Genomic DNA, 26,722 nt, shown 5'->3' on the forward strand with positions numbered 1-26,722 from the left:
GCACAGTCCCCGAGGGAGTATTGCCGTGTACCGAGAGATCCGCCGATCCGCCTACCACCTCGCCGATCCCGCCGCACCATGGACCCAGGACTACCGGGCCCTGCGCTTCCCCGAACACTGGCAAAGCCCACTTCTGGCGCTCCACAACCACGGTCGGCCCGAGGCCGAGTGGCAGCGGACCCTGCCCACCAAGAGCCTGGACATCGCGCTGCAGACCCTCGCTCCCGAAGTGATCGTGCGGCCGCGGGCTCGCCCTCCGGTCGGTGAGGGGCCGCTGCCACCCGAGGACTTCTGGATGTACGTGCCCGCGGACGCGCCCGACCCTTTTCCCATCCGGGCGGGCGGTCAGGTGTTCAATGCCTGGCTGCGCACGCTGCTGCCCCGGCGAACCGAGCCCACCCCGGAGCTGCGTGCCCTCCTCCTGCGATGCGGCGACGAACTGTCGGGCACCCCGTTGAACTGGGAGAGTGTGCCGGGGATCGACCTTATCGGCGCGCACCTCACCGACGGCGGGACGGCCGCACCGGAGCCCCGACAGTTCCAACTCGCCACCGATGCGCTCGCCCGCCGCGTCCGGGGCCTTGACCCCTACCCGTACGACGGGGGTGAACTGCGCTTCCAAGCGCTGCCCCGAGGCTCTCGGGACCAAGGCGCGGAGCTCATGTCGCAACCGCTGTGCCGCACCATCAAACGCAAGGAGTGGTGGTTCTCGATCACGCTCAACATCTCACTGCACACCACGCCCTTCGACCCGCGGCCGCGGCTGCATCTGCACTGGGGGGTACGTCGCTGGGCCACCCACACGAGGTCCGACACCGGACGGCTGCCGCTGCCGTACGGACATTCCACCACGGTGTATCTGCGCCCAAAGATTCCTTGGCTGCCAGGAGTGCCCGCGTCTGAACGCGGGGCGCTGGCCCGGCTGCGGCGCGACCGCGCCTCCAACGGCTTCACCTGGGTCGAGAACGACCCTGCTGGCATCCTGCACCAGCTCAGCGTCGTAGGACAGTTCCCCGCTCCCGAACACCTGCTCGCAAGCCCGGAAGACTGGATCGGTGACGGCCCCGGCGTTCGGGCCGCCGTCGTCCACAGCAACCACATGGGCGCCCATGAGGTCGGCCCGGGACTCATGCCGCATCAGAGGTCCCAGCTCACCGCGTGGGCGGAGACGGCGCTGCCGCCGGGCGTGGTCCGGCTGCCCGATCTGGTGCGCGGACGCGGAAAGGGCATCGGAGCCCCGGCCAATCGGCGTGCAAAGCCGTTGGGCGAGCCGGCGAAGAGGGCCGAGGAATCGCGCGCGGCGCTCGCCCGGCGCCGCGCCATCGCGATGCTCGAGGACCGTGCCGGGCTCACGTCCGATTCGGAAGTCGAGCGGACGCATGTGACGGCCCGGCTGCTCTGGCGGACCGCGGAACTACGCCGCCACGCGATCCGGGAGTTTGCCAGGACGTTGGGCCTCGACGGCGATGGCGGAGCGCACGACCTGTCGGAACAGGCATTTGACGACGCCCGTCCAGGCCGGCCCGTGATGCTCGAATGGCGGAGCCCGGAACTCGTCGCGCGGCTGCGCTGCCTACCGCTCACCGACGGGCTCGCGGACGGGCTCGTTCTCGATCCGGCCATCGGACGCCGGGGAGAGCGAGCGGCCCGTGCTGTGACGGCGCGCCGTCGGGAGCTGAGCGGCTGGCTGCGTGCGGACGGCGCCGACCCGAGCCGTCCCGGCCTCGCCCTGGTCGAGATCGGCCACCGGACGACCTTCCGAGAGGCGGACACCGACCCCAAGTTCGCCCAGCGCCTCGGGTGCGCCGACGCGGGAGTGCTGACTCAGTTCGTCGTCACGCCCTCTGAAGAACGTCGGGTAGCCAACGCGGACACGGTCGAACACAGGGTTCACCAGGCCTGGTTGGACGGCTTCCGTCAGCTCGGCGTACGTGTCCTGCCGGAACATACCCTGGGCGGTGACCTGCCGGACGGTCTTCAGTACGCCGCCCTCTGGATGGTCAAGCGGCGTAAGGACGGACCTACCCGGCTGCCGAGGCATCTGCCGGTCGCCGTGCTCGTCACTCCGCTCGCCGAGGGCGGTGGACTCTGCGTCGTCCGTGGGTGGGACGACGACACCCGTACCTGGATCCCTTATCCGCACTTCCTGCTCGCGCTGGTGAAGAAGGCCGAGGTCGACCCGTCCGCTCCGGACGAGCCCGGCGCCGACGGCGCGCCGCGTATCACCGCGAAGGCGCGGCGGACCAATCTGTCAGAGCAGCGTAAGGACACCGCGAGCTTCCTCCAGCGCATGCTGCACTCGCTCCGCCATCAGCCGACCGTTCTCATCACCCATGCGCAGAACAGCAGGTCGCACTGGCCTTGGCTGCAGGACGGGCAGATCGAGCCCGATGCGATCAGGGTCGGTCACGCCCCACCGGGAGGCATCGACGACGAACTCCGGCTGGTCCGGGTGCGTGGGCGAGCCAGCCATGAGACGGCTCAGTGGTGGGGCCTGGCGGAGCCGGGCAAGGCCCACGGCCAGCCAGCGGGGTTCTGGGCGGTACCACCAAGGGGCGGGGAATGCGATGACATTGCTGGGCGTGTGTTCTACAGCAGCACGGAACGTCCCGGAACCTTCGCGGTCTCACCGGCACTCGACAGGCTCGCCGCTCGGGTCAACGCCGCGGGAAAGCTTACCTCCCAGGCAGGCACCGGAGCCTGGAACCCGACCTTGGTCGAGATCGCTGTGCTCGGCTGCCATGCGGAGCGGGACGTGGAGTTGTCATCATCTTCCACGCCTGACGAACCCGAGGCCATCGCTCTCGCTATGCATCAACTGCGCATGGCTCCCGACTATCCGGTCGCGCTCGCTCTTCCGCTTCCCCTGCACCTCGCCGGATTGGCTCAGGCATACGTCCTTCCTACCGTCGCGGCGGAAGAACCGGGAGCGGAGGCCACAGACGGGGAGATCATGCCGGAGCGTTCCGACGAGGAGACCGGAAGCCTGCCCGACGACCGAAAGCGGGCCCCGGATGCCGCCGGCATGCCGATTCCAGCTCCGCGTCGCGAGGCGCCGGACCGGTCAACTATTTTCTGATGTGGGGGATTCGGATGGTTTCGGGGGAAGAGCTCCAGGAGAGCCGCCGCCCGGGTAAGCGGCGGCGTACCCGTTGCATCGGCCGGAGGCGGGCCGAGGCTCTCTTGCCAGGGCCCGCCTCCGGCGGTGCCGCTACTCGAATTCGGAGAACAGCGCCCATTCGCGTGCGAGTTCAGCCGCCGGACGGATGGGCTTCCATACGCGGCCGTGCCAGGCGGCGGAGTCCATACCGGAGGTCAGACGGGCATCGTGCCGCCGGGTGGAGTTCGTCCCGTTGATGCAGCGCCTCGGGGTGGGCCGGGGGGTACGGCGTTCGATGTAATTTCGGGGCATGAGCTTCTCCTAGCCTTGAGTTTCTTGATCGACTGCTGGGTCGGATTCTCTCGCAATTGATGATCAATTCGAGGTGATCGAAAAAAATGACCCAGTGATCCCCGTCCCGTCAGGCCGACCGGATCGGGGTGCTCGAAGATTGTCAGGCCGGGCCCGTCGAAGCCAAGTGGCAAGCGTTAGCTGAACGTTAAATGCCGCTCGATGGGATGTGTCATGCTTTTGCTCCGGTGGTCGCGGATCCACCGCGAACGGGAAGAAGGCGAGGCGTCATGGAGTTCCGGTTACTGGGTCCGGTGACAGTCCTCAGGGCGGGCCAAGCCGTCGGAGTGAGGTCTCGAAAGGCCTTGGAGTTGCTGGTCGTTCTCCTCGCTTCGCCGGGCCTTCGCGCGTCCCACGACGAGATCATGCGTTACCTTTGGCCTCACGAGCCATTGAGTCCGAATCGCATTCGGCAGACCTTTCACCAGCTTCGGAAGTCTGTGCCGGAAATTTGCCTCGAGAGCAACGAGAGGGGGTCTTGCCGGGTTCATGTTGAGCCGGAGAAGGTTGACTACCTGCGCTTCCGTAAACTAATGCGGACTGCGGAGTCCACCCCCGACTCCTCGGTGCGGCTCGATTCGCTTCGCGACGCGACAGGTGAGTGGCGCGGGATTCTCTTTGATGGGATGCAAGGAGTCGCTTTCGATCGGAGACGGGATGAACTTATGGGGGAGCTCCGGGAGGCCACGACCGCCTGTGTCCAAGCGGAACTGGAGTGCGCTCAGCTGCGGGCTGCCCTCGGCCGGGTCGACTCTGCCCTGGTGCATTGGCCGACGAGTGAGGCATTGCTCGAACTCAAGGTGCGCGCGCTGCGTACGCTCGGCAGGGAGGGCGATATTCCGCCTCTTTTGGCAGAGTGGGAGCGAGAATGCGGACGCTCCACCGCCCACCTGCTGCTCGCACGCGCGACAGGTGAATACGACCAGCGGACTGCCGCCTCTCTCCACGCCATGATCCCGCCGAGGCCTCGTCAGCTTCCGCTCGGGTCGTCCTCGCTGGTGGGGCGCCGTCGGCAGCGCGACCGGATGACCGAGGTACTTCTGGGGCGATCCCCGGAGCGGTCCCGGCTGGTCGCCCTGTCGGGGCTGCCCGGCGTCGGGAAGTCCGCGCTCGCGATCGAGGTCGCGGTGGCGCTCGACCAGTACTTCGCCGACGGCATCCTGCATGTTGATCTCGGAGGGGTCGCCCCTGAGGGCCTTCTGAGTCACGAGCACGTCATCGCCCGGCTTTTGAACGATCTCGGCGTGCGCCCAGCCACGCCGACGTCGGACGGCATGCTGTCCGCGTACCGCACCGCGCTCGCGGACCGTTCGGTCCTCTTGATCCTGGACAACGCGCGGGACGAGGCGCACGTCCGCCGGCTGCTCACCCCGGCCGGGGCCAGCGCGACGATCGTTACTGGCCGCCGCTATCTGGATGGGCTGCAGATCCGGGAGCACGCTGAACTCATCCCTCTCGAACCCCTGAATCGTGCGGACGCCACCGCACTCCTCGGCGAGCGGCTCGGCGAGGACCACATGCGTACAGCCGCTCCCTTCGTACCCGACATCGTGGAACATTGTTCCGGGCTGCCGCTGGCGCTCGGAATCATGGCTGCGCGCATCAAACGGCGTCCACGGGCATTGCCGGACATCGTGCGCGAACTGCGAGTGGAAAGCACTCGGCTGCGCTCACTCGACCTGGGCTCCGAGGATCTGAGCGTACGTCTGTCGCTGGACGCTTCCCGCCGGCAGCTCTCCGCTCCGGCGGCAAGACTGCTCGAACGGCTGGCGATCCATCCGGGGCCGACGATCAGTTGGGCGGCGGTGCGGGCGATCGAGCCCGAGGACAGCCCTCACATCAGTAATGCGGTCGACGAGCTTGTGGGGATGGGCCTGGCGCTCGAACCCTCGGACGAGCGGTATGCCCTGCATGATTTGGTCCGGGTCTACGCCGAGGCACTGACCTGCGAGTGGGCCGAAGCCGAGCGTATGCGCGTAGTGAGGCGAGTGCTGCACTACATGCTGCACCAGGCGTGGTCCTGCGACCGGCGGTTGGAGCCCGGGCGGCGATTGCCGATCGGCCGGCCCGGCACACTCGTAGTCATGGTCCCGGCCGACGCGGCAGCGGCGATGACGTGGTTCGAGGAGGAGTACTCGACGCTGACCGCCGCGGTCGCACTGGCCCAGCGGCACGGGCTCGACCGCTACACATGGTTGTTGTCGATGACCTTGGTCACCTTCCAGTGGCGGTCCGGTCGACATCTGGACGCTCTCGCCGGTCTCCAGCGCGCTCTCCCCGCGGCGACGCGGGAGTCCGGCCCGGCCGACGTGGCCATGGTGCACCGGATGATCGCTGGGACCCACCGAGCCCTGGGCAACGTCGAGGCTGCCGTGCGGGAGCTGAACGGGGCGGTGCGGATCAGTGACGACGACGGAGACACGCTGGGAGCCGCCTTGGGGCGCCATACCCTCGGGGTCCTGCTCCAGGAGAGTGGTGCCACCGGTGAGGCGCTGGATCACTTCGGTGCGGCCCTGCCCGCCTTCGTAGAACTTCAGGACGTCCTTGGGCAGGCGGCTGTACTGAGCGGCATCGGGAGCGCGCGATACGACCTCGGGCAGTACGAGGAGGCGGCCGAGTGCTGCTTGCGGGCCCTGTCCCTGCTGAGGGACACGGGTGATGTCAATGGGCAGGCGCACGCGCACTTCAGTCTGGGCCGCATCCGGATGGCGTGGGAAGATCCCGAAGCTGCCGTCGTCGAGTTGGTGCGTGCCCGCGTGCTGTACCGATCACTGACCTACGGCAGCAGGGAGGCCCGGACGCTGGTGTGGCTCGCGAAGGCGCTCAAGGCTGCAGGAAGGGCGGCCGAGTCGACTGAGGCGATGGGGCAGGCCACGGCTGTGCTGAGAAGGGCGGGGGAGAGGGACCTCGACACGGCCCTCGACCGGCTTGCCCGCCTTCCGTGACAGGTCTGATCGGCATCCGGTGAACGGGCAGAGCCTGAGCCGGGGTGCGAGGGGCTGGTTCGCGCACTCTGGTCACTTGCGCAGTGCCATCGAGCCGCACAGGCTCCGACTGCACCCACTCGGACTCACCGGTCGCCCCACCCTGCGGCACGAGGCTGTGTCACGGACCCGAACGCGGTATCTGCGGCCCGGACCACCGCCCCTCCGTCTTCTTGCGTCGCACGTGATACCGATGGCGCATCATGTGGAGTGCGTGGCTGTCTGGAAGCGCAAGGAAGGGGGCCTCTGGCCTGCGGTTTTGTTGCTCTGGTGGTTTGCTCGACCTTGTTTTCCATGGTGATGACACTCCGACTCCCCGACGACCTCGACGCGAAGCTCACCGAGCGTGCTCGTCGGGAGGGGCGCAGCAAGCAGGAGCTTGCCATTGAGGCCATCCGTGAGGCCCAGAGCCGGGCCGAGCTGAAGGTTGACGACGTTCTGGCCGAGCTCTTGGACAGCGACGCGGAGATCCTGGACTACCTGAAGTGACGGACGTTCGCTCTATCCAGATCGACGAGATCCTGACCATCGCACGCACGGTCAACGGGACCGAGCACAGCGTGCGTGACATGGGTCTTCTGGTGTCGGCGATCGAGCGGCCCCGGACGAACGTGTTCGGAGCCGAGCTGTATCCCGCGCTGCACGAGAAGGCTGCGGCACTGCTGCACTCCGTCGCCCGCAATCACGCGCTGATCGACGGCAACAAGCCCACCGCCTGGCTCGCCATGCGTGTCTTTCTGCGGTTCAACGGCGTCAGCGCGAGTGTCGTTCCGCCGCCCGTTTCCGTGGCCGGGCCGTTCGTCGAGGAAGTCGCGCAGGACAACGTCGACGTACCGACGATCGCCAAGCGCCTCGCGACCTGGTTTCCCGTTTCCTGACGTTCGACGCGGCACAAGGGAACCGCCGGGGAGCGGCAGACGGGCTGTCGCTCCCCGGCGGTGACTTCGCTTCGGCGGATCAGTACTTGGTGTACTTCATCCAGTCGTAGCGGGCCGTCAGCGGCGTGCCCGGGTAGTTGAACGGGCCGAGCCAGCTGTCGACCCCGGTGCCGGGCCACAGGTTGGTCATGATGCGCATCGGGTGGGTGGGGAGTGCGCCGCGCGAGCCGTCCTCCTGGTGGACGAGTTTGCCGTCCACGAACCAGTTGATGGTTCCCTGGTTCCACCACTCGATGGCGTAGTCGTGGTACCCGGCGGAGGCGTCGAACCCGAGGTTGATGACGGTCTCGTGGCCGCCGACGCCGTTGGTGAAGTAGTTGGTCTGCATCTGGTTGGTGTTCTTGCCCAGGATCTCGACGTCGATCTCGTCCCAGGGCTGGCCGTCGCTCGGGCCGGTGTAGGTGAAGAAGCCGGTCACGGTGCCTTCGCGCTTGACCGCCTGGAGGCGGGTCTCGAAGCGGCCGTACGAGTACAGGTCGTTGGTGCGGTACTCGCCGGAGGCGTAGGGCTTGCCCGAGCAGCCGGAGGGGCAGCTCGCGGTGTCGAGGTTCTGGCCCATGACACCGCCGCTGAACCAGGTGTGGTCGGCGCGCCAGCCGGCGTTGAACATGCCGCCGTTGGACCAGCCGTCGGACTTGCTCCAGAGGCCGGTGTTGTACGAGTCGAAGTTGTCGGTGAAGCTGTTGCCGGCGGCGTACGCCGGGGTGGAAACCGGGTTGAGGATCAGCGCGAGAGCGGCGGCCGGGGCGAGTAGCCAGCGGTACTTGCGGAACCGCCGTGAAGCCGTGCGGGATTGCATGACTGCCTCCTTGGGGGGCGCGAATGCGGCAGGCGGGAGAGGTTCGGCGTCCACCGGCGACACAACGTGCGGGGACAGGACGCCTGTGGTGCGGGGACGTGCACTCGACCACGATCTTCCGTGCACCACCGGTGGGGGGAACCGAGAGTCGCGGTGTGGTACAGGCCCGACGGCGCATGGGTGGTGCGCCGCGAACGGGAAGGGCTGGGAACGCTTCCAGACTGGGAACGCTTCCAAAAAGTAGCAGCGCTGTAGCGGGCCGACAAGGGGTCGGGGCGCCTCGGTGCATCATGGAGGAAACCTTCCGTTCACACCGCAGGGGCGGCCGGCGATGCGCCGCGGTGCGGGGCAAGTGCCCAGCGCTGTCTGCCTCTTCTGCTGACTTGGCTGGTCGGAAGGGGTGCGGCAATGAGTCGCTGAACGGCTATTGACATGCCCGTAACGCGGGCCTCAGCATGTGCCCACGAAAGCGCTGGGCTTTGCCGAAATCTGGAAGCGCTCCCAAAAATTGGGTCCGCACCGGCGAATCAGCCTGCACAAAGGAGACTTCACCTCATGAGCAGAGTGCGACGGTTGCTCGTCTCGGTTGCCTGCGCGGCGCTCGCCGCCGGCACGCTGGGCGGTGGCGGCGAGGCAGCTGCCTCGCCCGGCCCCGCGGCGGCCGACCATACGCTGCCCAGGAACACCCGCTTCTACGTCGACCCCGAGGCCGGGGCCGCTCAGCAGGCGGTCGCCGATCTCAAGGCCGGCAAGGTCGACGACGCCGTGCGGATGGCCAAGTTGGCGTCCTGGCCGCAGGCGATCTGGCTCGACTACGGCACACCTGCCGAGATCAAGAAGGTCGTTCAGAAGAAGATGCTGGCGGCCAGGCTGACCGGCACCGTTCCCGTGTTCGTCCTCTACAACGTCACCGGCCGAGACTGCAGCTTCTACTCGGCCGGTGGCGCGGACAGCCCCGAGGAGTACCGCGCCTGGGTCCAGGGTGTGGCCGACGGCATCGGCACCGGCCGTGCCGCGGTCGTCGTCGAACCGGACGGGCTGGCCCTGCTTCCCAAGGAGTGCCCCGAGGGCGACGCGGACGGCAGCCGGACCGAGGAGCGGTACGCCAACATCCGCACCGCGGTCGACCTCATGAGGTCGAAGCCCAAGACGTCCGTGTACCTCGACGGAGGCAGCAGCAACTGGCAGCCGGTCGGTGAGCTCGCCGGCCGGCTGATCAAGGCCGGCCTGGCCGACACCCAGGGCTTCGCCCTGAACGTCTCCAACTACCAGCCCACCGACCAGCTCAACCGGTACGCCACCTGGGTCTCCAAGTGCGTCTGGTACACCACCGAAGGCCCGGAGGAGGCCCGCGGCAAGACGGACAGCTGCGCCAGCCAGTACTACTCGCCGGCCGCCCCCAACGACGGGCAGCCCGGCAACGCGGTGGACTTCTACGACCCGTCCACCTGGAAGTGGACCGACGCCTGGTTCGACCGGACGGTGGGCCGGCCCCCGCTCAAGGACCTCTCGCACTACGTCCTGGACAACAGCCGCAACGGCCTCGGCGCCTGGATCCCCCCGGCGGGCAAGTACACCGACGCCGAACCCTGGTGCAACGCTCCCGGGCGCGGCATCGGCGCAAGGCCCACCGCCGACACCGGTCAGCCCCTGGCCGACGCGTACTTGTACGTGAAGACCATTGGCGAGTCGGACGGCACCTGCCACCGGGGCACGGCGGGGCCCGCCGACCCGGAGTACGGGAGCGAGGACCCGGCGGCCGGCGCGTGGTGGCCGGACTTCGCGCACACCCTGGCCAGGAACGCGAAGCCCGCGCTCACGTTCAACATCGGCCGCTAGCAGAAAGGCGCTCGCCCGTCCGGCATCGGACGGGCGAGCGCCTTTTCGGACCGGTGTGCTCGGTCAGGAGCTCCCTCCGGTGATCGCGCGGGACATGTAGAGGGCATCCGGCCCGTAGCCGTCCGGCAGGGCGACCTCGGGGTGCGGCCGGTATCCGTGCCTGGACCAGAATCCGGCCGTACCGCTCACGGCGATCAGGGATATCCGCTCGTACCGCAGCGCTCTGGCCGCGTCCGTCAGATGGCGCACCATGCGGGTGGCCCAGCCACGGTTGCGGGACTCGCTCCCGATGACGAGGTCATGCAGGTGCAGGTTCGACGAGCTGAAGACCTCGCTCTCCTGAACGTCCGGATCGGGGAACCGGAACCGTGGATAGGGAAGAGCGAGGAGGTATCCGCCGACCCGTTCCCCGGCGTCCAGGACGAACGATGTCGCCGGAGAGGCCGAGGCCCGGGACTGAAGAACGCCGCGGTCCTCGGACAGGCCGCGTTCCGCGTACGCGTGTGACTCCAGCTCCGTGATGGTGTCCCAGTCGTCGGCCTCGATCGGCCGGATCCGCTCCGCGCGCACGGCCACGTAAGGCAGCGGTTCGTAGCCGTTGAAGCCGCGGGTGGTGTAGCTGACCGCGTACGCGCCGACCGACCGGATCCACACGGGATCACCCGAGGCGAGGTCCTGCGGCACCGGCACCAGGGCGTTGCCGAGCGTGTCGTCGCTGTCGCAGGTGGGTCCGGCGACGATCGCGGGTACACGCGGGCTGTCGCCGCGGGTGGGAAAGACGAGCGGATACCGGAGCTGGTCGCCTTCGTACAGCCCGTTGAACCGGCCGCAGGTCAGGTACAGCCACCTCTGGTGACGTTCGGTCAGTCGGGACACATGGGCGCGGATCGTGCCGTGGTCGGCGACGAGGTGCCGCCCCGGCTCGATGACGAAGTCGAGTGCGCCCCCTGCCACTTCCCGCAGCCGGTGGATGCCTGCCCGGATGCTTCTGAAGATCTCCGCGGTGGGCGGTGTGAGGGGGGTGCCGTCGGCGGCGAGGTAGCCGTGAGCGGGCAGTCCGCCACCGAGGTTGATGTGGTCGAGGTGAATTCCTCGCGTGGCGAGCGTCGACAGGGTGGCCGCGAGTGTTTCGATGGCCGCTTCCCACCCGCTGACGGTCATCTGCTGGGATCCCACATGGACGGACAGTCCCGCCGGGATGAGCCCGAGCCCGCGCGCCTCCTCCAGGACGCCGACGGCGTCGTGGGTGCCGCATTTGCTGGTGAGCCCCCACAGCGCACCGTGGCCGCTGGTGGCCACGCGGCAGAACACTCTCGCACCGGGAGCGTGCCGGGCGATCGCGCGCACGTCCTCGACACAGTCCGTGGCGAACGTGGTGATACCCAGGTGGAAGGCTGTCGCGATTTCCCGGTCGGACTTGACCGTGTTGCCGTAATGCACCTGGTGCGGCGCCACTCCCGTCCGCAGTGCCTGGCGGACTTCGCCAGGGCTGGCCGCATCGAAACCGGCGCCCCGGTCGGCCAGGCAGGTGAGCACTTCGGGCAGCGGGCATGCCTTCAACGCGAACCGCACCGCGACCCCGGGAAGTTCGGACCGTAACGTGTCGTACTGGGACTCCATGCCGGTCAGGTCGTAGACGAGTTGGTCCTGGCCACCGTTCGCGAGAGCGGCCAGTATGTGCGCGGGCTCATCATCCATGGCGGACATCCGTGACACGACTCGCATCCATCAGCGGCCCCCAGGCCTCGATGAGCTGCACATAATCATCGATGTCCCGGCGGGCTTCAGTGAGCAGACTTTCCCTGCGCTCCACTATCTGGTCCGCCACCGCGGCGAACTTCCCCCCGATTCTGCGGTATACGCGTTCCATCCGGTCCAGTTTGACTGCGTTCGGCTCTCCGCTCTGCCATGCGCTCTCGCGGACGAGGGCGGCGATCGAAGCCGGAGTGGAGTTCGTCATGCGCCGATAGATGAAATGGAAGTAGTGCATGGACAGAATGAACTTCACGAAGCGCATCTGATAGGCGAGGAACCCGGCGGGGCTCTTCCTCTCCCGCGTATGGAAGTTGACGATGTGCCGATTGTGCAGCACGCCCGGCAGCCGGGCCTTGTCGGCGACGTGGATCAGGAAGTAGTCGCTGCCGATGGTGTCCTTGGCCGGCGGCAACGGAATTCTCTCGTGGAGGCCGTGAAAGCTGATGTTGTGCATGTCCACCCGCATCGGATCGACCACCGTGAGGACGGACCAGTCGCCGGCGAACGGCTCCGATCCCATGAAGGACTCCCTGACTAGGGCCTCCTTCTCCTGTTCCGAACTGCCCTCGGCCGCCCAGAGGCCGACGAGGTCGCCGTAGGCTTCGTGGTCGCGGATGTCACCGAGGTCCACTGACATTTCGCCTACGAATGACGCACCGACCATGGATACCGTGGCGTCCCGCAGCGCGGGGTCCAGCTTGTTCTCGGTGGTCACCGCCATATGGGCCGGTTTGCCGAGCGACAGGAGTTCCGCGTGGATCGGGAACACCCGGTCGCCGTCGTGGGTCTGGAAATAGCTGTCCGAGTCACGGCGGTGCACCGACTCGCATCCCAGCGCGACGGCCACGCAGAACGCGCGGTTGGTGCAGGCGCCGTACGAGAGGCCCTGAGGAAGCATGAGGTCGGCCATGAGGCCGGGCCGGGTGACACCGGAACGCCGGATGACCCGCTGTAAGAATTCCCCCTGCGCTGCCTCGTCCAGATGCCAGACGCGTTCCGTCCCCCGCAGCACCTGGGCATGTGCGGCGAAGTCGGCGGATGAATCCAGCACCACGAGGTGTACCTCGACATCGAAGTGCTCTTCGGCGTAAGCGGCCTCCGCGAGTACTTCGGTGAGCGTGGCAGCACACTCCCGGTTCGTCGGGACCGTCAGACAGATGCGCCGCATATCCCCACCTCCCCAGCGATTTCGCCCGGCGTGCGGATTTCGTCCGGTTCGGCCGCCATCGACTCGAATTGTGTCCGACCGGTGGCGGCCAGGTGTTCATGGGTGGAGAAAAACTGCGAATTCACAACTTCTCCCTTTGGGTTGAGACGTTCGGCATTCGCAGGAGGAAGCCGACTGGCGATTTCCATGATGGCGCACAGCGCGGACTCCGGATTGGCGCCTGCCGGCTCACCAATCGTGAATCGTGCCGTCCTGCAGCCGGTTGACCGGCAGGTACGCCGCCTCGTACGGGTGCGCTGCCGCCAGTTCCTCGTCGAGCTCCACACCGAGTCCGGACTCGTGGCCGGGGTGCAGGTGGCCGTCGGTGAAGGTGTACGCGTGCGGGAAGACCTCCGCGGTGAGCGGAGTGTGGCCCGAGTACTCCTGGATGCCGAAGTTGTGCACCGCCAGGTCGAGGTGGAGGGCCGCCGCCATCCCTACCGGCGAGATGTCCTCGGGGCCGTGGATCGCGCTCTTGATCTGGTGCTGCGCGGCGAAGTCGAAGAGCTTGCGCAGCGGGGTGACCCCGCCGAAGTGGGTGACCGCGCTGCGCACGTAGTCGATCAGCTGCTCGGTGATCAGCGTCCGGTAGTCGTGCACGGTGTTGAAGACCTCGCCGATCGCCAGCGGCGTCGTGGAGTGCCGGCGGACGAGCCTCAGACTCTCCTGGTTCTCCGCGGGCGTGCAGTCCTCCAGCCAGAAGGGCCGGTAGGGCTCCAGGTCCTTGGCGAGGCGGGCGGCCTGAATCGGGGTGAGCCGGTGGTGCGCGTCGTGCAGGAGCGGCAGCTCGGGCCCGAACTCCGCCCTCACCGCCTCGAACACGGTCGGTACGTGCCGCAGGTAGGCGTCGGTGTCCCAGTCCTCCACCATCGGGCGAGCCTGCTGGTGGAGCACCGGGATGCCGTCGCTGCCCGTGCTCTGCACGCCGTAGACGGCTTTGAGGCCCGGGACACCGGACTGGATGCGCACGGCGGGATAGCCCTCGGCAAGGCGGGCGCGGACCGAATCGAGGAGCTCCGGAAGGTCGCGGCCGTGGGCGTGACCGTACGTGCGCACCCGCTCCCGGCTCGCGCCGCCGAGGAGTTGGTACAGCGGGAGGCCCGCCACCTTGGCCTTGATGTCCCACAAGGCGGTGTCCACGGCGGCGATCGCGGCCATCGTCACCGGCCCGCGTCGCCAGTAGGCGCCGCGGTAGAGGTACTGCCACGTGTCCTCGATCCGATGAGGATCACGGCCGGTCAGCAGCGGGGCCACGTGATCGTTCAGATAGCTGACGACGGCGAGTTCCCGCCCGTTGAGGGTCGCGTCCCCCAGGCCGGTGACCCCCTCGTCGGTCGTCAGCTTGAGCGTGACGAAATTGCGGCCGGGACTGGTGACGACGACCTTCGCGTCGACGATCTTCATGCGATGTTCCCTTCGGACCGGATCGGGCTGCTCACCCGGCCTTGCTCATGCCTGCTCAGGCCGACCCGCGGCGCGTCAGGGTGGTGGCGGTGATGACGGCGCCCTGGGTCCGTGTGCCGGAGCCCTGCTCGCGGAGCTTGCGCAACAGCAGCCTGGCCATGGTGCGGCCCATGCCCTCGATGTCCTGCCGGACCGTGGTGAGCGGCGGGTCGGTGGACGTGGACACGGAGGTGAGGTCGTCGAAACCGACCACGGCCACGTCGTGCGGCACGGTGCGGCCTCGTGTGTGCAGGGTGCGCAGCGCGCCCTTGGCCATCAGGTCGCTGGCGACGAAGACCGCGTCCAGGCCGGGGTGGCGGTCGAGGAGCTGGGCCATCGCGCGCTCGCCGCTCTCGTCGGTGAAGTCGCCCTGCGCGACGAGCGAGGGATCGGCGTCGAACAGCACGTCCCGGTAGCCGTCCAGCCGGTCGATCCCCGCCGCCAGGCCGATCGGACCGGCGATGTGCGCGATCTGCCGGCGGCCCTGGGAGGCGAGGTAGCGCACGGCCTCCCTGGCCCCGCCCCGGTTGTCGGCATCGACGTACGCCAGGGCGGCCTCCCCGGGGATCGGTTCCCAGTGGGGTCTGCCGCCGTAGACGGTCGGCAGGCCGAGGCGTCTGACGATGCCGGGCAGCGGATCGTCACGGTGTACGGAGAAGGCCAGCGCGCCGTCGATGTGGCCGCCGGACAGGTAGCGGTCGACCCGCTCCCGGTCGCCGGCCCCTTCTGCGAGGAGGAGGACCAGCTGGAGGTCGTGCGCGTCCAACTCCTAGCTGATGCCGCGGATCTGGAGCCCGAAGTAGGGATCGGAGAAGACGCGGCCCTCGGGTTCGGCGATCATCACCGCGATGTTTCCGGTACGCCGGGTGACCAGCGTGCGAGCGGCTCGGTTGGGGACGTACCCCAGCTCTTCGATGGCCCCTTCGACTTTGGCCATCACGTGTGGGCTGACACTGGCCCCGCCGTTGATGACGCGGGACACCGTTGAGCGGGAAACGCCCGCGTGGGCGGCGACCGCCTCCAGGGTCGGGCGGACAGCCACGGACGGTTCGGGCACGACGCACTCCTTGAGGGAAGGGGAGGGGCGGCCGGCGAGCGGGGCAAGGGCGGTGACCCGGCCCTTCGACGACAGGAACGAACGCCGCGCTCCGTGGCTCTCATATTGGTAGCGCTCCCAAATAGTGTGCAAGTCATCCAGCAGTGTCAAGCGACGAGTAGGTCGCTGGGGGAGGGAAGATCCGTCGTGTTCGCCGAGCTCTCGGGGCGATATATACAGCCAAAACCTACCTATTCGCCCCGATGGCCCTCGACCACCGACAGGAGGCACCCTTGACGCGGGCCCTTGACAAAGGTGAACGGCACCCCCATCTTCTTGGAAGCGCTCCCAGTTTGCCGCCCGGTAGTCACTCGCACACGCGGCGGCCCCTTCCCGCATCTCACCGCTGTTGGAGAAGCACCCCATGAGCATCGATCTGAAGCCTGCCGATTCCGGCCGGCCCGAGCACCCTCCCCTGCCCAGCCTCGCCCTTCCCGGTCTGCCGGCGGACTTCTTGTGGGGCGCCGCGACGTCGGCGTACCAGATCGAAGGGGCGGTCGACGCCGACGGGCGTACGCCGTCGATCTGGGACACCTTCAGTCACACCCCCGGTGCGATCGAGGGGGACGACCACGGCGATGTGGCGTGCGACCACTACCACCGGATGCCGGACGACGTACAACTGCTCGCCGATCTCGGTCTGGACGCCTACCGGTTCTCGTTGTCCTGGCCGCGGGTCCAGCCCGGTGGGCGCGGACCGGCGAACGCCAAGGGCCTCGACTTCTACGACCGCCTCGTGGACGAACTGCTCGCGAAGGGCATCACGCCCTGGGCGACGCTCTACCACTGGGACCTGCCGCAGGAGTTGGAGGACGCCGGAGGCTGGCCCGAGCGGGACACCGCCTACCGCTTCGCCGACTACGCGGAGCTCGTGGCCGGCCGGCTCGGCGACCGGGTGCACCACTGGATCACCCTCAACGAGCCCTTCTGCTCGGCGATCCTCGGCTACCACATCGGCTGCCACGCCCCGGGCCGCAAGGACTTCCAGGCCGCCATCAGCGCCGTGCACCATCTGCATCTGGGACACGGACTGGCCGTGCAGCGGATCCGGTCGGTGGTGCCCACCCCCGCGCAGGTCGGGATCACCTTCAACCCCGCCCAGATCTACCCCGCGTCCGACCGGCCCGCCGACCTCGAAGCCGCCCGTCAGGCGGACGGCATGGGCGTGCGCATCTACCTCGACCCTGTCCTGCGCGGGCAGTATCCGCAGGACGTGGTCGAGGACCTGGACCGGCTCGGGGCCACCCTGCCGGTGGAGGCGGGGGACCTGGAGGTCATCGGCCAGGCCGTGGACTTCCTGGGGATCAACTACTACGTCAGCGACGTCGTGGCGGCGGGCGACGAGCCGGGGCAGACCGTACGGGTTCCTCAGCCCGACCGGCCCGTCACCGCGATGCCGTGGGAGATCCACCCGCAGGGCATGGCCGACCTGCTCACACGCATCAGCCGCGACTACCCCGGCACTCCGGTGTACATCACCGAGAACGGGGCGGCCTTCGACGACTCGGTGTACGACTCCGGCGCGGGCGGCCGCATCGAGGACATCGACCGCACCGAGTACCTGGCCGATCATCTCGCCGCGGTCGGACGGGCCCGCGAGGCCGGAGCGGACGTGCGGGGCTTCTTCGCCTGGTCCCTGATGGACAACTTCGAGTGGGCCTACGGCTACGGCAAGCGCTTCGGCATCGTCCACGTCGACTACGAGACCCAGGTGCGCACCCCGAAGCAGAGCGCCGAGTGGCTGCGCGACGCCGCGAACGCGACCCGTGGACGCCAGGGGTCCTGAGGTCTCCGCCTGCACCACCTTTTGTACGCACATACGCCACCCCCGGGCGCGAGGCCCCGCCTCACGCCGAGTGGGAGCGCTTCCACCCCACCCATGACGAAGTCCTAGGAGCCTTCCCATGTCCCTCGCACGAGCCGCGAGAAGAACCCTCATCCGCCTGGGCGCCGTCGCCGTGGCCGGCACCCTGCTGGCCGCCTGCGGATCGGGCTCGACCGATGCCCAGGACAGCAACGGCAAGGTCACCCTGACCGTCGACCTGTTCGGCACGTTCGGCTTCAAGGAGGCCGGGCTCTACAAGGAGTACGAGAAGAGCCACCCGAACATCACGATCAAGCAGACCGACACCCAGGAGGAGAAGAACTACTGGAAGGCGCTGCAGACCCGGCTCGCCGGCGGCGGCGGCCTCGCCGACGTCCAGGGCATCGAGATCGGCCGCATCGCCTCCGTGGCCCAGCGCCAGAGCGACAAGTTCGAGGACCTCAACCAGTACGGGGCCGGCAAGCTCAAGGCGAACTTCACCGACTCCAAGTGGGGCGCCGCCACAACCAAGAGCGGCCAGGTCATGGGCCTGGGAACGGACAACGGCCCCGGCGCCATCTGCTACCGCACCGACCTGCTCAAGAAGGCCGGACTCCCCACCGACCGCGACGAACTCGCCAAGAAGTGGTCCACCTGGGACGGCTACCTGGACCTCGGCAAGCAGTACATGAAGAACGCTCCCGCCAAGACCGCCTGGATCGACAGCATCCGCAGCATCTACACCAACGTGGCCGGCCAGTACAAGGAGCGCTATTACGACTCCTCCGGCAAGCTCATCTACCAGGACAGCCCGGCGGTCAAGGAAGCCTGGGACCTGTCCGTCAAGGCCGACCGCGCGGGTGTGAGCGCCGAGCTGGCCCAGTGGACGCCGCCCTGGAACCAGGCCTTCGCCGCGGGTTCCTTCGCCACCCTGCCGTGCCCGGCCTGGATGCTCGGCTACATCAAGGGCCAGGCGGGCGACGCGGGCAAGGGCAAGTGGGACATCGCCAAGATGCCCGGTGTGCCGGGCAACTGGGGCGGCTCGTACCTCTCCATCCCCAAGGCCGCCAAGCACAAGAAGGAGGCCTACGCGCTCATCGAGTGGCTGACCGCCCCCGAGCAGCAGGCCAAGCTCTTCACCGAGATCGGCAACTTCCCCTCCAGCGTCCCGGCCCTCGCGAAGGTGGCGGACACCAAGGACCCCTACTTCTCCGGTGCGCCCATCGGAAAGATCTTCGGCGACGCGGCCAAGCAGGCGCCGGTCCAGGTGCTCGGCGTCAACGACCAGGACATCCAGGAACAGATCACCGCCGGGCTGTTCGAGATCGAGAAGAAGGGCACCTCCCCCGACACGGCCTGGAAGCACGCCGAAAAGGGCATCGAGAACGCCATCGGCTGATCACGCCGCGGGGGCGGGCCGGGTGCTTCGCCACGCCCCGGCCCGCCCCCGGCCCCCTCCTTCCAGCCCACCCGCCGAGGCCCCGGCCTCCCCGCACACCCGAAGGGCCGCCCCCGTGACCGTCACCGCTCCCGCGCCTCCGGCCGCGCCGGCGCGCAGTGCCCAGCTCCCACCAGGGCGCCGGGCCTGGCGCACCCTCTCGCCGTACACCTACATAGCGCCGTTCTTCGTGCTGTTCGGTGCCTTCGGCCTCTTCCCGCTGATCTACACCGCGTTCATCTCGCTGTACCGGATCGAGTTGCAGACCCCCGGCGAGATGGAATGGCGCGGCTTCGGCAACTACACCGCGATCTTCACCGACCCGTTCTTCTGGGGCGCCCTGCGCAACACCTTCACCCTCGGGGTGCTGTCCACCGTCCCGCAGCTCCTGATCGCCCTGGGACTCGCGCACCTGCTCAACTACAAGCTCCGCGGGCGCACCTTCTTCCGCACCATGATGCTGATGCCGTACGCCACCTCGGTGGCCGCCGCGACACTCGTGTTCGCCCAGCTCTTCGGCCACGACTTCGGTCTGATCAACTACGTCATCGGACTCGTCGGCATCGGGCCCGTGGACTGGCAGACGGGAACCCTCGCCTCCCAGACCGCCATCGCCTGCATCGTCGTCTGGCGCTGGACCGGCTACAACGCACTGATCTTCCTGGCCGGCATGCAGTCCATTCCCAGCGATCTGTACGAGGCCGCCGAAATGGACGGCGCCTCCCGCTGGCGGCAGTTCCTGCACGTGACGCTGCCGGGCCTGCGCCCCACCATCGTCTTCTCGGTCATCATGTCGACCATCGGCGCCACCCAGCTCTTCGGCGAGCCGCTGCTGTTCGAGGGCAACGCGGGCGGCGGCATCACGCACCAGTACCAGACCCTCGGCCTGTACATGTACGAGCAGGGCTGGTCCTTCTTCCACCTGGGCCGGGCCGCCGCCATCGCCTGGGTCATGTTCCTGCTCATCCTGGTGCTCGTCGGGCTCAACGCCCTCCTCGCGCGCCGACGCATGGCCAAGGAGGCCGGCCGGTGACCATACTCGCCGATCCGAAGACCGCGCGGGCCGGGCAGCCGTCCGCCCTCACCGAGTCCCGCCCCCGAGGGCCGAGGCGCCGTGCGGGACGCACCATGCAGGGCAGTCGCCTCACCTACACGTTCCTCATCTTCGCGGTGCTCGTCTCCGCCTTCCCGTTCTACTACACGATCGTGGCGGCCAGCCGCTCCAACGCGGACATCGCGAAGGTCCCGCCGACGCTGATTCCCGGGCCGAACCTGCTGCACAACTTCCAACAGGCCCTGGACCAGGCCGACATCGGGAAAGCCCTGGTCAACTCCCTGATCGTGTCCGGCTCCATCACCGTCGGCACCGTGCTGTGCTCCACGCTCGCCGGGTTCGCCTTCGCCAAACTGCGCTTCAAGGGAAGCAACGCGCTGCTCGCGTTCACCGTCGGCACCATGATGATCCCGCCGCAGCTCGGCGTGATCCCTCTGTTCATGGTGATCGCGAAGCTCGAGTGGGCCAATCAGCTGCAGGCGGTGATCCTGCCCAGCCTGGTCTCCGCCTTCGGGGTGTTCTTCATGCGGCAGTACATCGCCCAGTCACTGCCCGACGAACTCATCGAGGCCGCCCGTGTGGACGGCGCCTCCACGGCCCGGATCTTCTGGCAGATCGTCGTCCCCATCGCGCGCCCCGCCATGGCGGTCCTCGCCCTGGTCACCTTCATGACGGCCTGGAACGACTTCTTCTGGCCGATCATCGCGCTCTCCTCCCAGGAGCCCACCGTGCAGGTCGCCCTGCGCCAGCTCGGCGGCGGCTACGTCCAGGACCAGTCCGTCGTCATGGCGGGCACCCTCCTGGGCACCCTGCCGGTCCTGGTCGTCTTCGGCCTGCTCGGCCGGCAGATCGTCGGCGGCATCATGCAGGGCGCCGTCAAGGGGTGAACGGCCCCCCGACGAGCCGTACCGCGCGCGATCCGGCCCGGAGCCCGTCTCCCGGCGATCGCCCATGAGCGGTGGTGTGCGGCCCGCCTCCGGGCAGGCAACCGGTATTCGCTCCCCGCCCGGCCGCCTCCCGGTGGCCAGCGGTTGCCGGCCGCGCACCACTCACCCCGTCCGCCCGTCAGGTACTGGAGCGCTTGACCAGATGGGTGGGCAGGATCAGCGGGCTGGAGGTACGGCCCGCGATCAGCCCGGCGAGCATCCGGGCCATCTCGCGGCCCAGATCCCGGACCGGCTGGTGGATCGTGGTGAGCGTGGGTTCCGCGAGCTGCGCGACGGCGAGATCGTCGAACCCCACCACGGCCACGTCCACGGGCACGGTGCGCCCGGCGCCGCGCAACGCGCGCAGCGCGCCCGCCGCCATGTTGTCGTTGGCCGCGAACACCCCGTCCAGATCCGGATGCGCCTCCAGCAGACGGGCCATGGCGGCGGCCCCGGACGCTTCCGTGAAGTCCCCCTGCTCGGGCGGGCGGGGCTTCAGACCGGCAAGCGTCATCGCTTCCCGGTAGCCGCGGTGCCGGGAGGCGCCCACCTCGGTGTCCAGCGGGCCGCAGATCGTGACCACGCGGGTCCGCCCGCGCTTGAGCAGGTGATCGGTCGCCTCCCGTGCGCCGCCGACGTTGTCGATGTCCACGTACCAGCGCGGCTCGAAGTCCACCGGTCGCCCGCCGAAGACGACCGGGATCCGACTCTCCTTGGCGATCCGTGCCAGGGGGTCGTCCTCGTGCAACGCCATCAGCATCACCCCGTCCACGACACGGGAGCGCACGAGCTGTTCGACCCGCTCCCGCCCGCGCGGGCTGGCGGCGACGCACAGCATCATGTGCAGGTCGGCGTCCTCCAGCGCACTGGCCACCCCGGCGACGACCTGCGCGAAGAAGGGGTCCGTCAGGACCTCCGGGTCGTCCTGCGAGATGACGAGCGCGGCCGCCCCCGCCTGCCGCGTGGCCAGGGCACGCGCCTTCGGATTGGGTACGTAGCCGAGTTTCCTGATCGCCCTCTCGACGGCCTCACGCTTGGCCCGGCTGACATGGGGTGCGTTGTTGATCACCCGGGAAGCCACCGATCGCGACACACCGGCCAGCGCGGCCACCTCATCGAGCGTGGCGTGCCGATGGGGCAGTTCCTCAGTCATGAACGCGGGCCTTCTCTCGCGACAGTTATGGAAGCCCTTCCATTGTCACCTGTGAGCGTGACATATGGATACGGAGGGGGAATCCCTGCCGCTGCCGCTCTCGGGCAGCTGATTTTTGGGAGCGCTCTCATGCCTGAACGCGGGGTCGCGGCCCGAGTCTCAGCTCCTCAGCCGTACCGGCAGTCTCCGCACGCTGTTGCCCACGAACGAGCGGACGCTGGGGAGTTCCGGCTCCGGGACGGCGAGGTCCAGGGCCGGGAAGCGGGTGAAGAGCTGTTCCAGGGCCGTGGTGGCTTCCAGACGGGCCAGGGGGGTGCCCAGGCAGTAGTGGGGGCCGTGGCCCAGGGAGAGGTGGCGGGGTCCGGTGCGGGTGAGGTCGAAGGCGGCCGCGTCCGGGCCGTGGGCCCGCGGGTCGCGCCCGGCCGCGGAGTACCCCGCGAGGACCGGGGTGCCCCGGGGGATCAGGGTGCCGTCGAGGGTCAGGTCGCGGGTCGGGTAGCGGAAGGGGAAGTAGCTGACCGGGCTGTCCCAGCGCAGGGTCTCCTCCACCACGTCCGACCAGGTGGCCCCGCCGGAGAGGACCAGGTCGAGCTGGTCCCGGTGGGCGCACAGGGCGCGTACGGCGTTGGTGATCAGGTTCATCGTCGTCTCGTGGCCCGCGATGACGGTCAGCATCAGGGTGCCGATCAGCTCGTGCGGGCTGAACCGGTCGCCGTCCTCCTCGCGGGCGGCGATCATCGCGCTGGTGAGGTCGTCCCCCGGATCGGCCGCCCGGGCCGCCGTGACCGCGCTCAGGATCTCCCCCATCTCCCGGTTGGCCGCCATCGCCTCGGCCGGTCCGATGTCCGTGGCCACGATCTGGCTGGAGAGGGCATGGAGCCGGTCGTGGTGGACCTCGTCCACGCCGAGCAGTTCGCAGATCACGCCCATCGGGAGCGGCAGCGCGAAGTGGGTGCGCAGATCGGCCACCCCGTCCCCGTCGGCGGCCGCCTCCAGGCCGTCCAGCAGTCGGCCCGTCAGCTCGACCACGGAAGGCCGCAGTTCCTCGACCCGGCGGGCGGTGAAGGCCCGGCCCATCAGCGCGCGCAGCCGCCGGTGGTCGTCGCCGTCCGCGGTCGTCATGCCCTGCACCGTGGCGAACGTCTTCAACGGCCAGCCGTCGGGTATCTCCCCGGCCCGGAGCGCCGCGAAGTGCCGTGCGTCCTTGGCGACGTCGGGGTGCGCGAGGAACTCCTTCAGCGCCTCGTGGCCCAGCACCGCCATCCCGCGCACCTCGCCGGGAAGGACCACCGGGACGACCGAACCCCGTTCCAGCAGGCGGGCGTTGGCCGCGTGGGGGCAGCCTCCGGTCGGGTCCATGCGGTGCGGAGGGCCGGCCGCGGGGTTCACCGGTGACGTGTTCAACGGAGCTCCAGGTCTGCGGAGGGACGGCGTACGGGCGGGCCAGTGTGGCCAGCGCCGACGTCCCTGCGCAAGGGCCCCGGCTTCAGCGGCCGCCGCCGCGCAGGCGGATGTCCTGGGTCCAGGCGTTCGAGCGTCCGGAAGCGGTCGTCTTGCACGCGGTGGCGTAGCAGCGCCAGAACCAGTTGCCGTTCTTCCGGCGCCGGATCTCGATCTCCGCGCCCCCGCACCGGCCGCACTTCGGCGGGCGGGCGAAGACCTTCGCGTGTTCGTGCGCGAGCAGCTTCCGGGCGAAGTACGCGCCGCGCATCGTCACCATCACCTCCCGGGTCCAGCTCTGGGAGAGGGCGTTCAGGCTGCCGAGCAGCACGGTCTGCTCGTCGAAGACCGCGATCTTCTGGTGCATGACGTTCATCGGGACCACGGTGTGGGCCACGGCGCGGAGATCGGCGATCAGGGCCTGGTTCGCGGGCTTGCGCTGCAGGGTGTCGGTGTCGTCGCGGATGAAGACCGTGATCCGTACGCCTCGGCCGGAGGCGGCCGCGAGGGCGGGAAGCAGGGAACGGAGCCGACTGGCGACCCATGGGGCCCAGAGCCACAGGGAGTGCCGGGCGCGGTTGATCTCCTCGGCGAAGGTGTCGAAGAACGTCGTCTCGTCGTGGACGTCGGCCACCTCCACGTGCCGGCCCAGGACCTCCGCCAGAGCCGTGCCGAACGCGCCGCGGAACGGGACCGGGGCCGATGGCGGGGCGATGAGGTGCTTGGCCTTGAGGATCCGGACGCCGGGGGTGTTGATCAGCCCGGCGAGGCGCGCCAGGGCCGTTCCGGGCTTGGCGTTCCGGACGCGGGCGCCGCCCGCTACGACGTACAGCCGGGTCTTCGTCCTGGTCACCGCCACGTTGAACAGGCGCAGGCCGTTGCGCTGCCAGGCGTCGGCCCCCGGCTGCCGGTGAGCGAGGGCCATCCACAGCTCCCGGCTGTCGCCGCTGCCCTCCACCGTGTCGAAGACGACGATGTCGAACTCCCGGCCCTGGAACCGGTGGGCCGTGCCGACCTCCGCGAGCGGGTGCCCCGCGTTCTCGACGTCGCGCAGCGCCTCCAGGGTGGCCTCGGCCTGGACTCCGTATGGCGTGACGATGCCCGCGTCCTCGCCCTGCTCGCGGTGGAGCTCCACGAGGGCGCGGGCGATGAGCGATCCGGCGGGCCACCACCCCTTGCGGCTGCCGGTCAGATGGGCGCGTGCCAGCTCGTCCAGGCCGTCGGTGTCGATGAGGACGATCTCGGGGTCGTTCTCCAGCCGCTTCCGCCGCACCTGAGGGCCGCCCGTCAGGACTCCGCCGTACGCGAGGTCGTTGGCCAGGCGCATGACGGCGGGGCCGAACCGGTGCTGCTGGGTGAGCGTGACGCACGACGGGTGTGCCTCGGCGTCCGCCGGTTCGTGGATGCCGCAGTGCTGGAAGACGTCCGGGTGCAGCCACCGCTTGATGTCCGGACGTTCGTTGTTGCCGAGGGCCGGCGGGACCACCGGTCCGAGCTGCATGAAGTCCCCGAGCAGGACGGCCGCCCGGTCCGCCTTGCCGGTGGCGAGCAGGACCTCGGGCAGCGTTGCGGCACCCGCCTCGTCCACGAGGACCACGTCGTACGGCCCCTCCAGGACCGTCCGGTTGGTGCGGAACCTGGCCAGGGTCGTGGCGACCAGCTTGGCGGACTTGATGATCTCGCCCTGGGCGTTGCGGGCGAGCCGGTCGTACTCCTCCTGGGCCAGCTTGTACTGCTTCTCCAGCTCAGGGCGGCGGGTGCGGTCGGCGGCCGCCTCGGGACGCAGCCGTTCGGCCCGGTCGTGGAGGGCGGGCAGGCCCTGTTCGGCGGCCTGTACGGTCAGCTCCCGGGCCTCCCGGGCGCGCGCCGCGGTTTTGGAGGCGCGGATGGCGTCCTGCTCCAGGGTGAGCGTCCGCGTTTCGGCCGCCCGGACCTCGGCCCTGAGCGACGCGGCGTCGGCTTCGAGGCGGGCGATCTGTTCCCGGGTGAGCGGGATCGCCTCGGTCACCGCGTCGATGCGGGCGTGGATGCGGGCGGTGTGCGCGGCGGCGGTGGCACGGGCCTCCTGCGCCGCGATGCGGGCGTCGGTGGCCGCCTGCCGGGCGTTGGCCAGTTCGTCCTGAAGGTCCAGGATCGCGTCGCGCTGCTTCCACCTGCCGACGATGCCCTTGGCCGTGAGGTCCTTCAGTCTCAGCTCCAGCGCGCGGCGGTGATCGTCCGCCAGCAGCGCGTCGGCCTCCTTGTTCTCCGCGGCCTCGCGTACGCGGGTGATCTCCTCGGCGAGCTGGTCGGCCTCGGCCCAGCGGGCCTTCGCCGCCTCGGCGGCCTCAAGGCGCGCGCGGGCCGTCCCGATGGCGTCGGCGAGGCTTTCCAGGTGGTGAGCGGCCTCGACGAGGCGCTCCTCGGCCGCCATGGCCCGGTCCCGCGTCGCCGCCACGTCCTGCCCGGGTGTCCGTACGAACTTCAGCGCCTCGAAGTACGCCGTGGCGTCGAAGCCCTGGAGACGGCTTTCCAGCGCCTCCAGTTGCCGGGCCCGCTCCCCGACGGCGACGAGCGCTGCCTCCAGCCCCGTACGCCGGTCAGCCGCCTCGGCCAGCCTGGCCCTGACCATCAGGGGCAGCGAGACGGACGGGTCGTCGGCCACTTCGCGCAGATGCGGTGGCCCGACCCGGACGATGTCACCGGACCGGTGGCGCTTCTCGCGTACGACGCCCAGCAGGGCGTTGTCCACGGCGATGTTCGTCGCCGACACGAGCAGCACGCGCCTGCCCTGGGCGATCAGGTCGCCGATGGCCCGTTTGAGGACGGTCGTCTTCCCGGTGCCGGGCGGCCCCCACACCAGGTGGACGCCTTCGCCGAGGCAGGCCCGGTAGGCGTCCGTCTGCGCGGGGTGGAAGCCCGGCGGTTCGACGGTGTGGGCCGAGGAGCCGCCGATCGTCGCGGTCGCCAGGGCGGTGGCGAGGGGATGCTCGCCCAGCGCCGTGATGCCGTCGCGCAGCGCCTCGATCAGGAAGGTGGGCGGCTGCTTGAGTATCCAGAGGTGCGGGTCGGTGACCTCGGCGAACTCCGGTACCCGCAGGGTGAGCAGGGAGCCGTTCTGGACGGCCTCGGAGGCGGCGAAGCCCTTGGTCTCGATGCCGTCGTCGTCCGGTCCGGCCAGCCTCAGGGCGTCCAGCTGGTCCGGTCCGATGTCGGAGCCGCGCAGGTCGACCACGTAACAGCCCGGATCACCGGTGGGGGCCGCCCGTCCCACGAGCTGCCAGCGTGGCTGCCGGCCCGCGCCTCCCTCGACGGCGATCCACTCGCCGAGCGCCGAGGCGATCTCCTCGCGCCACCCCACCTGCCGCCCCCCGGTCCGCGCCGCCCGGCTCCCTGCCGGTCGCTCCGCCGCACCC

General features: G+C 69.2%; 17 protein-coding genes and 1 pseudogene. 9 read left to right on the forward strand and 9 right to left on the reverse strand.

Features of this window, described 5'->3' with window-relative positions; all coding sequences use genetic code 11:
* Positions 1 to 25: 25 nt before the first annotated feature.
* The 4 genes from AMK18_RS00660 to AMK18_RS00675 all read left to right on the forward strand — a co-directional run bounded on the left by AMK18_RS00660 (position 26) and on the right by AMK18_RS00675 (position 7,313).
* A complete protein-coding gene (locus AMK18_RS00660; RefSeq protein WP_073861226.1) occupies positions 26 to 3,079 on the forward strand; it encodes a pPIWI_RE module domain-containing protein in 3,054 nt (1,017 codons plus the stop codon).
* Between the two features lie 905 nt (positions 3,080 to 3,984).
* Positions 3,985 to 6,396: a BTAD domain-containing putative transcriptional regulator gene (locus tag AMK18_RS00665; RefSeq protein ID WP_241836408.1), complete on the forward strand. Its 2,412-nt coding sequence runs from the start codon at positions 3,985 to 3,987 to the stop codon at positions 6,394 to 6,396.
* Between the two features lie 333 nt (positions 6,397 to 6,729).
* Entirely contained in the window at positions 6,730 to 6,924 is a 195-nt protein-coding gene (locus AMK18_RS00670) for a ribbon-helix-helix protein, CopG family (RefSeq protein ID WP_073862260.1), read from the forward strand.
* A complete protein-coding gene (locus AMK18_RS00675) occupies positions 6,921 to 7,313 on the forward strand; it encodes a type II toxin-antitoxin system death-on-curing family toxin (protein ID WP_073861227.1) in 393 nt (130 codons plus the stop codon). Before AMK18_RS00670 ends, AMK18_RS00675 begins: the two co-directional genes overlap by 4 nt.
* 79 nt (positions 7,314 to 7,392) lie before the next feature.
* Here the strand turns inward: AMK18_RS00675 and bglS are convergent, their stop codons facing one another.
* Positions 7,393 to 8,172, reverse strand: coding sequence for a beta-glucanase (bglS, locus tag AMK18_RS00680; protein ID WP_073861228.1), 780 nt, complete (start codon positions 8,170 to 8,172; stop codon positions 7,393 to 7,395).
* A 555-nt stretch (positions 8,173 to 8,727) separates the two neighbouring features.
* On the opposite strand from bglS, the gene AMK18_RS00685 reads away from it, so the two are divergent.
* Entirely contained in the window at positions 8,728 to 10,011 is a 1,284-nt protein-coding gene (locus tag AMK18_RS00685; RefSeq protein ID WP_443333208.1) for a glycoside hydrolase family 6 protein, read from the forward strand.
* Between the two features lie 63 nt (positions 10,012 to 10,074).
* Here AMK18_RS00685 and AMK18_RS00690 read toward each other — a convergent pair whose 3' ends face one another.
* From AMK18_RS00690 to AMK18_RS00705, 5 genes and pseudogenes are all read right to left on the reverse strand, one after another.
* The gene (locus tag AMK18_RS00690) at positions 10,075 to 11,709 is read right to left on the reverse strand and encodes a GNAT family N-acetyltransferase (RefSeq protein WP_073861230.1); all 1,635 of its coding nucleotides are present in this window, start codon (positions 11,707 to 11,709) and stop codon (positions 10,075 to 10,077) included.
* Positions 11,702 to 12,934: a DUF6271 family protein gene (locus AMK18_RS00695; RefSeq protein ID WP_073861231.1), complete on the reverse strand. Its 1,233-nt coding sequence runs from the start codon at positions 12,932 to 12,934 to the stop codon at positions 11,702 to 11,704. Before AMK18_RS00695 ends, AMK18_RS00690 begins: the two co-directional genes overlap by 8 nt.
* The gene (locus tag AMK18_RS34725) at positions 12,916 to 13,122 is read right to left on the reverse strand and encodes a hypothetical protein (protein ID WP_158071795.1); all 207 of its coding nucleotides are present in this window, start codon (positions 13,120 to 13,122) and stop codon (positions 12,916 to 12,918) included. Before AMK18_RS34725 ends, AMK18_RS00695 begins: the two co-directional genes overlap by 19 nt.
* A 40-nt stretch (positions 13,123 to 13,162) precedes the next feature.
* Entirely contained in the window at positions 13,163 to 14,377 is a 1,215-nt protein-coding gene (gene manD, locus AMK18_RS00700) for a D-mannonate dehydratase ManD (protein WP_073861232.1), read from the reverse strand.
* A 55-nt stretch (positions 14,378 to 14,432) separates the two neighbouring features.
* Positions 14,433 to 15,473, reverse strand: a pseudogene (locus AMK18_RS00705) (LacI family DNA-binding transcriptional regulator).
* A gap of 403 nt (positions 15,474 to 15,876) precedes the next feature.
* On the opposite strand from AMK18_RS00705, the gene AMK18_RS00710 reads away from it, so the two are divergent.
* The 4 genes from AMK18_RS00710 to AMK18_RS00725 all read left to right on the forward strand — a co-directional run bounded on the left by AMK18_RS00710 (position 15,877) and on the right by AMK18_RS00725 (position 20,695).
* Positions 15,877 to 17,298, forward strand: a complete 1,422-nt coding sequence (locus AMK18_RS00710) for a GH1 family beta-glucosidase (protein ID WP_073861233.1) — start codon at positions 15,877 to 15,879, stop codon at positions 17,296 to 17,298.
* Positions 17,299 to 17,416: 118 nt separating this feature from the next.
* Entirely contained in the window at positions 17,417 to 18,715 is a 1,299-nt protein-coding gene (locus AMK18_RS00715) for an ABC transporter substrate-binding protein (protein WP_073861234.1), read from the forward strand.
* 115 nt (positions 18,716 to 18,830) lie between these two features.
* A complete protein-coding gene (locus AMK18_RS00720; RefSeq protein WP_018105419.1) occupies positions 18,831 to 19,787 on the forward strand; it encodes a carbohydrate ABC transporter permease in 957 nt (318 codons plus the stop codon).
* On the forward strand, positions 19,784 to 20,695 hold the full coding sequence (locus AMK18_RS00725; protein WP_018105420.1) for a carbohydrate ABC transporter permease: 912 nt from the start codon (positions 19,784 to 19,786) through the stop codon (positions 20,693 to 20,695). Before AMK18_RS00720 ends, AMK18_RS00725 begins: the two co-directional genes overlap by 4 nt.
* Positions 20,696 to 20,873: 178 nt before the next feature.
* Here AMK18_RS00725 and AMK18_RS00730 read toward each other — a convergent pair whose 3' ends face one another.
* From AMK18_RS00730 to AMK18_RS00740, 3 genes are all read right to left on the reverse strand, one after another.
* Entirely contained in the window at positions 20,874 to 21,887 is a 1,014-nt protein-coding gene (locus AMK18_RS00730; RefSeq protein ID WP_073861235.1) for a LacI family DNA-binding transcriptional regulator, read from the reverse strand.
* A 159-nt stretch (positions 21,888 to 22,046) separates the two neighbouring features.
* Positions 22,047 to 23,246, reverse strand: a complete 1,200-nt coding sequence (locus AMK18_RS00735) for a cytochrome P450 family protein (protein ID WP_073862261.1) — start codon at positions 23,244 to 23,246, stop codon at positions 22,047 to 22,049.
* A 127-nt stretch (positions 23,247 to 23,373) separates the two neighbouring features.
* Entirely contained in the window at positions 23,374 to 26,667 is a 3,294-nt protein-coding gene (locus AMK18_RS00740) for an AAA domain-containing protein (RefSeq protein WP_073861236.1), read from the reverse strand.
* Positions 26,668 to 26,722: the final 55 nt, after the last annotated feature.

The organism is Streptomyces sp. CB01249 (assembly GCF_001905735.1).
GTDB lineage: Bacteria > Actinomycetota > Actinomycetes > Streptomycetales > Streptomycetaceae > Streptomyces.

What these genes read in the sequence shown, in the direction of transcription:
- AMK18_RS00685 (WP_443333208.1), top strand. Translation starts at nt 8,728, where the DNA reads ATGAGCAGAGTGCGACGGTTGCTCGTCTCGGTTGCCTGCGCGGCGCTC.
- bglS (WP_073861228.1), bottom strand. Translation starts at nt 8,172, where the DNA reads ATGCAATCCCGCACGGCTTCACGGCGGTTCCGCAAGTACCGCTGGCTA.
- AMK18_RS00695 (WP_073861231.1), bottom strand. Translation starts at nt 12,934, where the DNA reads ATGCGGCGCATCTGTCTGACGGTCCCGACGAACCGGGAGTGTGCTGCC.
- AMK18_RS34725 (WP_158071795.1), bottom strand. Translation starts at nt 13,122, where the DNA reads ATGGAAATCGCCAGTCGGCTTCCTCCTGCGAATGCCGAACGTCTCAAC.
- AMK18_RS00690 (WP_073861230.1), bottom strand. Translation starts at nt 11,709, where the DNA reads ATGGATGATGAGCCCGCGCACATACTGGCCGCTCTCGCGAACGGTGGC.
- AMK18_RS00665 (WP_241836408.1), top strand. Translation starts at nt 3,985, where the DNA reads ATGCGGACTGCGGAGTCCACCCCCGACTCCTCGGTGCGGCTCGATTCG.
- AMK18_RS00735 (WP_073862261.1), bottom strand. Translation starts at nt 23,246, where the DNA reads ATGGACCCGACCGGAGGCTGCCCCCACGCGGCCAACGCCCGCCTGCTG.
- AMK18_RS00730 (WP_073861235.1), bottom strand. Translation starts at nt 21,887, where the DNA reads ATGACTGAGGAACTGCCCCATCGGCACGCCACGCTCGATGAGGTGGCC.
- AMK18_RS00670 (WP_073862260.1), top strand. Translation starts at nt 6,730, where the DNA reads ATGGTGATGACACTCCGACTCCCCGACGACCTCGACGCGAAGCTCACC.
- AMK18_RS00710 (WP_073861233.1), top strand. Translation starts at nt 15,877, where the DNA reads ATGAGCATCGATCTGAAGCCTGCCGATTCCGGCCGGCCCGAGCACCCT.
- AMK18_RS00715 (WP_073861234.1), top strand. Translation starts at nt 17,417, where the DNA reads ATGTCCCTCGCACGAGCCGCGAGAAGAACCCTCATCCGCCTGGGCGCC.
- manD (WP_073861232.1), bottom strand. Translation starts at nt 14,377, where the DNA reads ATGAAGATCGTCGACGCGAAGGTCGTCGTCACCAGTCCCGGCCGCAAT.